Genomic DNA, 12,212 nt, shown 5'->3' on the forward strand with positions numbered 1-12,212 from the left:
AGTAGGGAGTAGGGAGTAGGGAGTAGGGAGTAGGGAGTAGGGAGTAGGGAGTAGTAAAAAATCCTCTTTACCTGTGTACTGTGTACCTGCATCGCTAACTAAAAGCGATCGCTTATCACCCTAGACAAGCGATCGCTTTTAGTATTCAGAGATTATCCAATCAAAAATCCGATTTAACTACCAGCTAGGACAAAATCCACTTCATCAGCTCCGCCAGTTTGATCTTGACCAGAGGTAATTTGTTCCCCATTCACTTCAACAGCGAAAGGTGTGCTGTCTAAATTGATATTGTAATCCGTTGCGTCAGCAGTATATCCCACGCTAGCTACCATCTTACGACCCTCATCGGTATAGATGAACGCCAACATTTGGTTTTTTTCTTTCTGATTGTCGTAAGCCCAAATCACCATATATTGTTGGTCCTGATAGTCGAATACTTTAGGCGCACGAGTGGGGACATAACGACCAGGAGCTCCAAAGCTAACATCCAAGAAGTTTTGCACAGAACTGTCTTGTACGATAGCGTAGGCAACTTCTTGGGGAGAGGTAGCTTCTGCGTCACCTTCACTTTCGTCCCTCTCTTCTTCTTGATCACGGTTGCGGAAATAATCCACAGCCATTTTAGTTCCGACCGCACCGACTGCTGCTATACCAGCACCCATTAGTATGTTGCGCAGTTTACTCATTTGTTGTTATGGCCTATGACTACCAACGGATTATACTATAGCAGTTCTCAATTCCATAGTGTTTAGAGATTCTGGAGCACAAAGGGTTTGATAGCACTACTACTCCACTTATTCTTGAGTTTCTCAACTATAAATGGCCGAATTACAAACTTAGGGGGCACACCGTTATGTACATCAATCCGTAGGAACGTATGAGGAGAGCGGGCTGTTCTGCCTTTACCTTTGCGTCCGATAAATAAAAGCGATCGCGCCACCATTTGAACATAACCGCCCTGACTAATTTCCATCACTTCAACCTCATCTTTGCGCTGACCCCGCAAACTAGCACCACTTCCGCCACAGACCAGCCAATTTAAATTGGAGTCAGCATGTTTAGTATCAAGGGTACGCAAATGCTCAAAGCAATGGGCGTGTCCACTTAAGATTAAATCTACCAATGGCCGTTTTTCCGGTAGGGAACCAATAGCAGCAGCCACCTGATCCAATACTTGGCGTAAATGGCCACGAACTGCGATCGCATCTGGCTGCTCCCATCGGCTTTTTTCCGTTGAATAGGGAGAGTGATGAAGATAGATCACTCGTCCCCTTACCTGAGAATCATGCCAAGAATCAATTAACCGTTGCTGTAACCAGTCTAGTTGCTCTCGGTCAGGACCAGCCTTAGGTTTAGACGAATAGTCAGAACTACAAAAGGTATTGGAATCAAGGGCAAAAAAGTCAATGCCGCCATATCTAAAGGTATAGTAGCGATTTGGTAGGCGGGTAAAGTGACCAGGTTGGTAGCGCAGGCATCTTCCGGTTTTGGTCTTGGCCGTATAGTGTTGGTTGAGGTACTCAGCTAAATTACGGCGCTTGTGAGGCTGACTCAAGCAATCAAGAAAAGCGTGAGCATAGGCTTTGCCTTGGTAAGAACTTTCCCAACCTAGGCTCAACCCTAACTTAGATTTTAACCAACGGCGTAGAGGTAAACTTAACTGAGCAAATAATCTCGGCAGAAACGTCAGGTCATAGTAATCATGATTTCCCGGTACAGGTAAAATCGGGTGATTAAAGACTAGTCGAGTAGCGTCAGTTTTCTTGACAGGACTCCTAATACCGAAAACCTCTCGGTAGAATTGAAGAAATTTCTCCAGATAAAACTCACCAGACCCAAAGGGATAAACCAGATCCCCTGTGTGTAAGGTAAAGCGACACGTATCAATGTGCTCACCTAATTGTTGAGCAATTTGTGCTTGCAGCTTCTCTCCATATTTCGTGTCTGAATCAGTATCCCCAAGGACTAGAAACGAAAAGTCTTGACCTTCATTTTGACCATCATCAAGGACTAACTGAGTTTGGTCAATTCCCTCCTTGATAATCGCAGGATTACCCCAGCATAAGCACTGGTTAATTGTAGCGATTTTAGTAGCAATAGGTGGATCATATAGCATGTTTAAAATAGCTGAGGTAGATTGGAAATTTTATTGCTCCCGATTCCCGATTCCCGATTCCCGATTCCCTTTTACTTGGACAATGTCGATGGAACTTTCTCTTCCTCCTCCCAATCCTGTTCTTTGTGATTGTTTCCGTAACCCTCTTTGTAGTAAGCGTAAGGGCTATTAGCGTCACCTTGAACACCATTAGCAACAATCCCTAAAACGTTAACTCGAGACAGTTTCAGATTATCAAGAGCTTGGGTCAGAGCAGAACGTTCTGTTTTTTCAATGCGAGTTACCAGAATCAATCCATCGGTTTTAGGAGTAAGCAAGGTAGTATCTGCTAATCCCAAAACTGGGGGAGTATCATAAATAATTAGGTCAAATATTTCCTCGAAATATTTGATCAATCCTTTCATTTTCTCGGAAGAGAGTAGTTTGGTAGGGTTTGGAGGAATTTTGCCTGCGGTGAGGACTGATAAGCCAGGTATAGGTAACTGGTCGTTAATTACCTCTTCAGGGGATCGGGTTTGGGCAATTAAATTACTTAATCCCAACGAGTTGGGTAATTGCAATCTGGCATGAACTTGGGGTTTACGCATATCCGCATCCACTAGTAACACCTTTTTTCCCATGGCTGCTGCTGTTTGAGCCAGGAAAAGCGAAATGGTTGACTTACCATCCCCAGGGGTAGATGAACTGATGGCCACAGAATGGATTGGGCGGTCTGAACTGAGTAATTGAATATTGGTATTGAGTACTCGTATGGCTTCCAAAAAGTGTGAAAATTGGGCGTCTCCACCATAGCTGTAAGCCGTTAATTTTTTTCTCAAACCTGGTATTACCCAGGTAAAGGGTGTAGAAAAGAAACGTCCTACTTTTTCTAAGGAGTTAGTAGTTGGGGCTCCTGGTAGTTTTTTATTAATGGGGATAGTCCCTAATACAGGGAGTTTGGTTTGTTGTTTTAGTTCGTCGAGAGTGTGATAAACGTTATCTAATCGTTCTAAAACCAAAGCAAAACCAATGCCTACCAGAATGGTAGCTACAGCTCCCAAGGTTAAATTACGTGGGATATTAGGAGAGATGGGATTCTCTGCCCAAACTGGGGCTTCAATCACTTCCCAAGGAATCTCCTCTTGGGCTTCTTGAATTTTCAAGCTTTGTTTAGTAGTCTCAAATTTATTTAACGCTTCTGTTGCAATTTGTATTTCTCGCTGTAACTCGGCGTATCGTCTGGCTAAGGCAGGTATTTGTTGAGCCTCTTGGTCTAGCTGTTGTTGGGCAACGAATAAGGTTTGACGTTTGGTTTCAATCCTTTGTACTTCAGTTACACCTTCTGCAAATTTGGAGTTTAACACTCGCTCTGCTTCTTGCTCTAGGATTGGCAGGAGGTTTTGCCGCTGAGTTTGGAGAAGTTGAATCGCCGTGCTTTGGGGTTGGAAGCGAGTTAATTCCCCAGCGATTTGGCTTTCTACAGTTCTTAACTGACTAATTATTTGCTGATAGAGTGGAGCATCACCAAGAGCCGCCAGGGCTCCTGTTTCTTCTTGTAGAGAAGCAAGATAGGAACGGGCTAGAACTAATTCTTGTTCAAGGGCTAAGTTTTGCTGCTTCAAGCTGCCGATTTGAGAAGCGATTAGTTGAGCTTGGCTTTGGGGGTTAGTAAACTTATATTGCTCTAAAAAGACTTGTAATTGGTTTTGGAGTTGATTTACCCTGGCTTGTAAGGATGGTAACTGGTTTTCAATGAATTGAATCCCTAGCTTTAAGTTAGTCTGGCGCTCTTCCAGGGAGTACTCCAGGTATACCTTGGCTAATTGGTCTAAAACAGTCAGGATCTGATCCTGATCTTTTCCCTGGTAGCTAATTTCCAAGATCTTAGTGTTCCCTAAGCGAGTGATGTTTAAATCCCGCATTAGAGAATAATAATCAATTTCGGGATAAGTTTTTTGGAGTTCTGCGATAACTTTTTCCATTAGCTTAGGACTACGTAGGACTTCAATTTGGGTTTCGTAGTCTAAACCAGATTTAATCTTTTGGTTACCTAAAAAAGATGTAACATTTTCTAAGTTATTGTCAGCATTAACTGGCTCTACTAAAAGCTTAAATTTACTTTCGTAAATTGGCTCTTGATTTAACGTCATTGGGGTGATGAAGGACATCCCTGTCACTGCTACCCCGACAATGACTATTCCTCGCCGTTCCAGCACCGTAAGCCAAAGGTGCAAATCCCATTCACTATCATCTGGTTCTAACCATGGTGACCCTTGAGGTAAAGGGGGAAAGTTACCGTTACTACTGGCAACTGGCAGAAGAGAGGGAGAAAAATTATTAACCATTTAGTTTTACTTCCAGTTTAATTAAGGAGATGCTAAAAAAGTTGACTAGATAAGAGTTGGTCGGTACCGGTTATATAGCGCTACGCGCAATTCAGAAGTTAGAAGTCAGAAGTAATGTATGACTAATTTTCGGAGTTTAGGAATGTCTTAATCTAAATGCGTAGTGCTATATATTAGATTTTAGGGAGTAGGGAGTAGGGAGTACTAAAAAATATTGTTTACCTTATGATGAGAATTGCTATCAGTTCAATTTCATAAATTTTTAATACAAAAAATTATATTTATAAATAATAAAAATTCCCTTTTTCCTCTTCTCTGCTCCCTGCTCCCTCCTAAAATGCTAGAAACCAAACAACGAACGTAAGGCAGGCAAAAATTGAAAAACTGGACCAAAAATATTGGAAAGGCTATCAGTGATTCTGGCGGAACGGGAGCGACCAGCAAGGATAATATCGTTGTTCCATAGCAGAGGGTTAGTTTCGTCATTAAGTCCTTGCTTCAAATTGACTTGGATTTCCCGTCGGCTTAGGCTACCATCAGGATTAAAACGAATTAGCTCCACCACTTCTTCTGAGCGCTCATTAAATCCGCCTACGGAAAGCAACGCTTCATTAAGGGTGGTATTCGATGGGATTTCCACTGTTCCTGGTTGTTTCACTTCTCCGGAAACATTGACGCGAATTACATTGGGAGAAAGGTTAGTGGAGGTAATTTGAGCAGCTTCTGCGGCAGTGATTTCTGTGACAGCAGGAATAATGACTGTGTCTCCTTTTTGCAAGGCCACATCTTGGCTGAGGTCCCCTTCTTGTAATAATTTCCAGAGGTTGATGTCAATTAGCTGTTCTGTGCCATCGCGAGTGGGACGACGCACTTGAATTTGCCGGACATTAGCTGAAGGTTTAATCCCGCCAGCGGTTTGAATCGCTTGACTAACGGTGGGGCGACTAGCGCCATTGTCTCCTCCTCCTAAGCGGTAAGCCCCTGGTCGGAAGACTTCCCCCACCACTGCCACATCAGATATGGTGTCAGAGCTCGCTAGGTTAGATGCTGCTAGTTGAGCGGTTTTGGCTAAGTCCACCTTAGTGGTGGCTGGAACCATAATTACATCCCCATCCCGCAAAATCAGGTTTTGACTCAAATCACCAGTTTGCAACAGTTGTGAGAGATTAACCCTAATAGTATCGATGGTACCAGAAGGTTGAGTACGCCGAATTTCGACTGCCTCTAAATCCGCCGATTGGGTCATCCCGCCAGCAAGCTGCACCGCTTGAGCGATACTGGGAAACTGGATATTATTGATTAAGGGTAAAACGTAGGAGCCTGGTTTTTTAATTTCCCCGGAAATAGCGATTTGTAACGGACGGGCTTGGAGTAAACTAACGGTGATGGCAGGAGAGCGCAATTCCGATTGATATTTAGTTGCGATCGCAAATTCTGCTTCTTCTAAGGTCATGCCCTCAACGGTCAGTTTCCCCACTAAGGGCAACTTGAGAGAGCCATCCACACCAACCTGTTGTTGGCCACTAAACTCCGGAACCCTGAAAATAGTAATTAGAATCACATCCCCTGCACCAAGGGTATAGGTCTGGTCGATCACAGGGCTAACTGACTCTACAGGAGGTGCAGGAGTGGTAAGGTCAGGAAGACTGGGGAATGGTATTGTTTGGGTAGGTTGCTCAAAGGTGGGCAGAGGTACCATGTCTGTGGACTGACCTGGAGGGGATGGTAGGGTCTGGGTAGGTTGATCAAAGGTCGGTAAAGGTACCATGTCTGTGGACTGACCTTCAGAAGACTGACCCTGGGAAGATGTTGGTGTAGATTGAGCAATAGCCAATTGAGCAATGGTCGATTCAGAAATAGCCGAAGCAAGTACAATGTCCCTGGGCTGTTCACCATTAGGCGGCAGTGATTCCCTGAAGGTAAGCATAGCTAACTTCCCAGGAGCAGCTAAGTTGGCATCAGCAACGATTAGCTCGACATCATCTTCTGGTTGATTAGAAATCTCGAAAAATGAACCATTAACTAACCTCAGGTCTGATCTAAAGGTTAATTTCATCACAGGTCGATTGGTAGTGTTAGCCTTTGCTAGCACCTTTGATTTGCTTAGTTTTTTCACCTTAGGGATGGTGGCAATCATCTCAGCTGGCGGTTTTTTGGGTACCTTTACTGGAGGTTGCTCCACGGTTTCCCATGGCATTTTGATCAAATCACTGCCAACAGAGCGAGCAACAATACGGTTAATCTGTAGTTTTTTGCTCGGTAGGATTTTAATCGGTAGTACTATATCTGCCGGACTAACCGTTACCCTAGGAAGGGGTGGAGGCAGGGGGGGTGGTTTAATGGTTGCAACGGTTTGTGGGCTAACGGTTTCTCCAGGAATCGCTAGTGAGGTTGGCCATGACTTACCTAGGTCTAACTGAGATGGGGTCCGAGAAAACTCTCCCTTAGGAAACCGTTGTGGTCTATTAATGGTTTTTGAATCTTGGGGATTGGTATCGTTTTTTCCGAGATTGCCGAGATTGCCGAGATTGCCGAGATTTTCGAGATTGCCAAGATTGCCAAGATTGAATCTTGATTGATCAGCAGAAATCAGTTGGACAATCGGATGATCGTTGTAATTCCAATTATTACTCAGCCCATACCCTATACAATAGCTAGCGGCGGCTGACACGGGAATCAGTACTAAGGCTTTAAACATGGGATTATTTGATGGACTTCAACAAATTCCAATTTAGGGAGTAGGGAGTAGGGAGTAGGGAATCGGGAGTCGGGAGTCGGGAATCGGGAATCGGGACAGACCCCCCAAGGGAGGATACAGGCAAGATGCCTGTTCCACCCCTGATGCCCGTTTCACCCACCAGGTCAAATAACTTTTAGGAGATGCAGCTGTTAGTTTTGTCTTAGCAATAATGTTGAGGTGCGACCCAAGGGCGCGAGCAATCCCTCGCTCCCTTGGAGGCGCGCACCTTGGCTGTTACCAATAGTTTTTGAATGTTCAACACTATTTATAGTTACTTTATAGTTAATTTATAGTTACTTTAAGCTGTTCACCATTTAGATTAGGATACCTAAATTGCTCAAAGAAAACAGGCAATAGGGAATGGGGAATAACCAATTTAAATGGAGATCAGCTTATAGTTACTACTTATAGCAAGTCTCTATCCCATAAGGGACAAATTGATCCCCCTAAATCCCCCTTAATAAGGGGGACTTTTAGGTTTAGAAGCATACTTCATAAATCCTAGAAACCCTATATATAGCAATTCTCGTATTAATCAGGTAAACACACCGATTTTTTACTTCTTTGCTGATCCGTTCGCAAAGCGTAGCCTACGGCCTCAGTCCCTAAAACCCCCCGACAGGTAACTAACTTAATAGACTAAGTTAATAGACCTCTATCCTTAATACTGCTCTTAGGGTAGTTATCAGGATTATTCCCTACAGGATTCTTCTGGAGTAGGGAGTAGGGAGTAGGGAGTAGGGAGTAGGGAATAGGGAACAGGGAACAGGGAACAGGGAACAGGGAATAGGGAACAGGGAATAGGGAAAAATTATGTTTACCTCAGGTGCGACTTGTGGCGAATTAAATTCGCCAAGGTCAAGCGCATCTAATAGTTATGAAAAACGCTGTAAGAGAATAAACGTTATTCCTACAGTCACTAACTAATCGAATCCGAATAGGTCAAGCACACCTAATATAGCAATTCTACGACTTGTGAGGTACAAATTTATGGTTTTTAGGGAGCAGGGAGCAGGGAGTAGGGAGCAGGGAGTAGGGAGCAGGGAGCAGCGAATATGGAGCAGCGAATATGGAGCAGGGAAGAGGGAATAGGGAAGAGGGAATAGGGAAGAGGTAAAAAATAATTTGTACCTCATAGCTAAGATAAACGCTATAGCAATTTTCATTATTATTCAGCGAAATTGCTGATTTTTTTTAGGCAAAAGGTAAAAGACAAGAGCGATGCCTTCCTACTCCGTTCGCGTAGGGTGGCCCATGGCCTTAGTCTCTACTCCCTACTCCCTTTTTTTTATTTGATAGCGTTCAAATAAATATAGTGTTTTCCATACTTATGAGATATATTCAAGTTTGTTACCCCGACTCCTGACTCTTGACTCCTGACTCCCTACTCCCTACTCCCTACTCCCTAAAATTCAGTAATTTTTACCTCCACTAATTTATAAATTCAAGATATATTAATACCATCAATAATAATAGTTTTTTAAAAAAAACTTTGAAATTAAATAAATACAACGATGGAATTATTCCTGATGTTATTTTCAAGGTTGGTAGAAGTGATACGAGAACTAAATCGAGTTGATTATTGATCAGCTAAGAGGAGAAACTATCTTGCTAGAGTCACTAACTAATCGGCTCTGTTCGATTAACAGGTTTTGAGTGCATCTTAGGTTAATTCCTGCATCTTTTTTCTGGGAGTACGCTATACCACACCTATATTATTTAAACGTTACGGACTGACACTCAAATTCAGAGTCAGCTTAAGGCATGATTCACATTTCCAAACTTGCAACCTACAGTTTTGCGGTGTTAACTCCTTGGTTTATAGGGGGTCAAGCTTCAGCAACTGCGGCAGTCGCTCATGGGGGAAACCCCCAAGACCGCGCTGCCTCTAATTCATACTCTAACTACAAGGATTTAGGAACCTCTGTTTCTACTGTTAATCCTACTGTTAAGAGTCCATCGGTAAAGGTACTGCTGGGAGCAACTCCTGTGGGGCTCAGTACTACTAACCGTGAGATTAAAACTAGTCCAGAACCAGTTAACCACCTCGGTGCCATCTCTAAGGTCGCTACTCCAGTCTTGGGAGCTGCTGGTAATCACGTTAATTATCCAGTTAATTATCCAGTTAAGTCGGTTCCCAAGGTAACCACTGAAACTGGTATAACTCCAGGGAGATTAACCTCAAGCAGAAGGGGTTTTTCTAGTCCATGGTTAGGGTCTACTTCAGCCTTGACTGGAAACTCTAGAACCAGTGGTGCTGAGGTTACTCCAGGCTATCGATCATCCTATACATCCTATCAGCCAGTATCGAGCACACTAGTTTCTCAAGTGTCTCAACCTAGTGAGGCCACTGACGCCACTGACTCCTCTGAATCTCCAAACCCTTCTACAATTTCTCCAGAAATTCAAGAGAAACTCCGCGAGTACAAAAAGAGACTAGAGTTATACCGATTAGCCACTAAGTCACGTAAGCCTCGTACAGTTTCTCCAGGGTTTAGCATTGCCAATCCCTCCGGATTTGGGGCTGATAACTTCCAAGGTTATGTTGGTGGTGGTTTTCAATCTCGCACTCGCTATAGCGGTGGTAGGGGTGGTTTGATCGGAGGTGGTATGGATGGAACCTTAGCATTTGGCTTTGGTGTTGGGGACGCCAGGGACTCAGTGGGCTTACAGGTTTCCTATACCATGAATAGTTTTGGTAATAGCGCATCCTTTGGCAGTGGAAATATCAGTGCTAAATTGCACACTCAATTTGATCGGGGATGGGGTGTTGCTGTAGGAGGAGAAGGAATCATTGAAGTAGGAGCACGAGGAGCAATTGATTCCAAGGATACCTACTATGGCGCAGTTACCAAAGTGCTTCCTCTCAGACGTAACATTAATGACCCTTTTGGTCTGGCAGTAGTCACTGTGGGCGCTGGTACAGGTCGGTTTCGCAGTGAAGAAAAAGTATTTAATCAGGAAAACGGTATTGGTGTCTTTGGTAGTGTAGGTGTGGGAGTGCTCCCGTGGCTAAATGTAATTACGGAGTGGACGGGACAAGATTTAGCTATCGGTGCATCCATTGCCCCGTTTAAAAATATCCCTATCGTAATTACTCCCGCCGTCAGAGATATTACTGGTGCAGGGGACGGAGCCCGTTTTGTTATGGGTGTTGGTGGCTCAGTGGGGGATGTTATCTCTCTGTTGGATCTGATTTTCTAAGATTCCGGTTTAGGTCTCAACTGCCGTTAAGGCAAGCTAACAGGTTACACCGAGGTAAATTCACACAAGTAAATCATGAAACTGATTCCCTCAATTAAAACTAAAACTGCCAGTATTGTGGCAATCACTGCTTTGGCGGCGGGATTAGCTCCAGTTTTGCCTGCTGGTGCTAATGAGCCGTCAGAGAGTATTTTGATCAACCAGTCAAACATTACAGGGATAATACCACGAATTATTAAGTTTCAGGCTCGTCGGGCAATCCGCCAGCAAGTCCGCCAAGGAGTTGAACAAGGAGTCGAACAGTATACTGATTTTTTCAACAATGCTCAACGGCTTTTCGGGGAGATAGAAGCTTGTGCGGCGTCTAATTGTTCAGAGTTGGGCGACTTACTAACCGAAGCTGCTGAGGTTGTCGAAGGCCTTCCTGAGCCACCTGTCCTTCCGTAAATCTCTAAATTTTAGTTCTGAGAGCTGGTAATTTTTACGCCATTGCACCATGGTTTCCTCTGGATATTATGTAGTTGCCTTCATTGTTGCCGCTTTAATTGTTTTTAATACTATTCCGATAGTTAAAGCCGCTGCCATTAAGTATCAGTACACCGATTTACCAGCCGAGCGGAAAGTGCATCGACAACCAATGGTGCGTTTAGGGGGAATTTCTATTGCTGCTGGCACCTTACTGGCTCTGTTTTTAGTATGGAGTCTAGGAGGGTTGGCTAATTTTCCCCCTGGCGTTTCTTCAGAGGTTTGGGCAGTTGTTCTCGGCAGTTTCTGCTTTTTCTTGATTGGCGTCACTGACGACTTGGTGAGTTTATCGCCCTTAACGCGCTTGTTACTGCAAGCAGTCGTTGCTAGTGTCGCTTGGGAAATGGGGCTGGAGATTAGCGTTGTCAGTCTGCCAGGACTGGGAATAATCCACTTAGGATGGCTGAGCTTACCCCTTACGATCTTTTGGCTAACAGGGGTTGTCAATGCCATAAATTGGATTGATGGACTGGATGGCTTGGCTTCAGGAGTGGCTGGTATTGCTGGGGTGATGATTTTCCTGCTCAGTTTGTTCATGGGCGAAACTGAGGCAGCACTAATTAGTGCGGCATTAGTGGGGAGTTTATTAGGATTTTTGTACTATAACTTCAATCCAGCCCAAATTTTTATGGGAGATGGTGGCTCCTACTTCATCGGTTTCACTATCGCTAGCCTGAGTGTGATGGGATTGGTGAAAGGGGCGGTGGCTACCACAGTGCTCTTACCCTTGCTGGTCTTGGCCGTACCCCTTTTAGATATGTCTGCGGTGATTATCCTGAGATTATATAACCGTAGCTCACCTTTCCAGGCGGATCAACGGCATCTCCATCATCGTTTATTAAAAGCAGGTTTGTCTCATCGACTAACGGTGTTACTGATTTACGCCCTGACCTTATGGGTGGGCAGTTTAGCTTTAGTCTGTGTTGAGTTTCCTCGCAGTCCAGTAATTGTCGGTAGTACAACGATTTTACTGGGATTGGTAATTTGGAGAGCATGGGAGTCTGTTGATGGCTCTTCAATGAAAGAGGGAGTAGGGAGTGGGGAGTAGGGAGAATTGGGATCCCCCCTTAATAAGGGGGGAATAGCGCCGAAAAGGGGGGAGTCCGAAAAAAATTCTTTGTACCTCATAAGTACAAAAATTGCTATACATCTAAATTACATATGAATTGTAAACGTGGCTGGGGAGATGGCCAGATGGCCATCTCCCCATACTCCGCGCGCTATCTCCGCGCGCCCCTTCCCCAAAGCTCCGATTCCCGATTCCCGTTCCCCTCCTGGGAGGGGTTAGGGGTGGGTTCCGATT

General features: G+C 44.3%; 9 protein-coding genes. 3 read left to right on the plus strand and 6 right to left on the minus strand.

Going from position 1 to position 12,212, the window contains the following annotated elements; genetic code table 11:
• Window positions 1-173: 173 nt before the first annotated feature.
• The 6 genes from AC4II3_RS26745 to AC4II3_RS26770 all read right to left on the minus strand — a co-directional run bounded on the left by AC4II3_RS26745 (window position 174) and on the right by AC4II3_RS26770 (window position 8,346).
• The gene (locus tag AC4II3_RS26745) at window positions 174-686 is read right to left on the minus strand and encodes a hypothetical protein (RefSeq protein ID WP_488013487.1); all 513 of its coding nucleotides are present in this window, start codon (window positions 684-686) and stop codon (window positions 174-176) included.
• Between the two features lie 62 nt (window positions 687-748).
• On the minus strand, window positions 749-2,116 hold the full coding sequence (locus tag AC4II3_RS26750) for a metallophosphoesterase family protein (RefSeq protein ID WP_488013489.1): 1,368 nt from the start codon (window positions 2,114-2,116) through the stop codon (window positions 749-751).
• A 71-nt stretch (window positions 2,117-2,187) separates the two neighbouring features.
• Entirely contained in the window at window positions 2,188-4,440 is a 2,253-nt protein-coding gene (locus AC4II3_RS26755) for a GumC family protein (RefSeq protein WP_488013491.1), read from the minus strand.
• A 340-nt stretch (window positions 4,441-4,780) separates the two neighbouring features.
• Window positions 4,781-7,138: an SLBB domain-containing protein gene (locus AC4II3_RS26760; protein WP_488013493.1), complete on the minus strand. Its 2,358-nt coding sequence runs from the start codon at window positions 7,136-7,138 to the stop codon at window positions 4,781-4,783.
• A 33-nt stretch (window positions 7,139-7,171) separates the two neighbouring features.
• Window positions 7,172-7,306, minus strand: a complete 135-nt coding sequence (locus tag AC4II3_RS26765) for a hypothetical protein (protein ID WP_488013495.1) — start codon at window positions 7,304-7,306, stop codon at window positions 7,172-7,174.
• 797 nt (window positions 7,307-8,103) lie between these two features.
• Window positions 8,104-8,346: a hypothetical protein gene (locus tag AC4II3_RS26770; RefSeq protein ID WP_488013497.1), complete on the minus strand. Its 243-nt coding sequence runs from the start codon at window positions 8,344-8,346 to the stop codon at window positions 8,104-8,106.
• Window positions 8,347-8,944: 598 nt separating this feature from the next.
• On the opposite strand from AC4II3_RS26770, the gene AC4II3_RS26775 reads away from it, so the two are divergent.
• From AC4II3_RS26775 to AC4II3_RS26785, 3 genes are all read left to right on the plus strand, one after another.
• On the plus strand, window positions 8,945-10,384 hold the full coding sequence (locus AC4II3_RS26775; protein WP_488013499.1) for a hypothetical protein: 1,440 nt from the start codon (window positions 8,945-8,947) through the stop codon (window positions 10,382-10,384).
• Between the two features lie 75 nt (window positions 10,385-10,459).
• A complete protein-coding gene (locus AC4II3_RS26780; protein ID WP_488013500.1) occupies window positions 10,460-10,831 on the plus strand; it encodes a hypothetical protein in 372 nt (123 codons plus the stop codon).
• 49 nt (window positions 10,832-10,880) lie between these two features.
• Window positions 10,881-11,957 carry a glycosyltransferase family 4 protein gene (locus tag AC4II3_RS26785; protein WP_488013502.1) on the plus strand — a complete coding sequence of 359 codons (1,077 nt, stop codon included), beginning with the start codon at window positions 10,881-10,883 and terminating at the stop codon, window positions 11,955-11,957.
• The last annotated feature ends 255 nt before the right edge of the window (window positions 11,958-12,212 follow it).

Source organism: Moorena sp., assembly GCF_982860115.1.

Coding starts and splice junctions, on each gene's coding strand:
- AC4II3_RS26745 (WP_488013487.1), bottom strand. CDS start 686: ATGAGTAAACTGCGCAACATACTAATGGGTGCTGGTATAGCAGCAGTC.
- AC4II3_RS26750 (WP_488013489.1), bottom strand. CDS start 2,116: ATGCTATATGATCCACCTATTGCTACTAAAATCGCTACAATTAACCAG.
- AC4II3_RS26755 (WP_488013491.1), bottom strand. CDS start 4,440: ATGGTTAATAATTTTTCTCCCTCTCTTCTGCCAGTTGCCAGTAGTAAC.
- AC4II3_RS26760 (WP_488013493.1), bottom strand. CDS start 7,138: ATGTTTAAAGCCTTAGTACTGATTCCCGTGTCAGCCGCCGCTAGCTAT.
- AC4II3_RS26770 (WP_488013497.1), bottom strand. CDS start 8,346: ATGAAAATTGCTATAGCGTTTATCTTAGCTATGAGGTACAAATTATTT.
- AC4II3_RS26775 (WP_488013499.1), top strand. CDS start 8,945: ATGATTCACATTTCCAAACTTGCAACCTACAGTTTTGCGGTGTTAACT.
- AC4II3_RS26780 (WP_488013500.1), top strand. CDS start 10,460: ATGAAACTGATTCCCTCAATTAAAACTAAAACTGCCAGTATTGTGGCA.
- AC4II3_RS26785 (WP_488013502.1), top strand. CDS start 10,881: ATGGTTTCCTCTGGATATTATGTAGTTGCCTTCATTGTTGCCGCTTTA.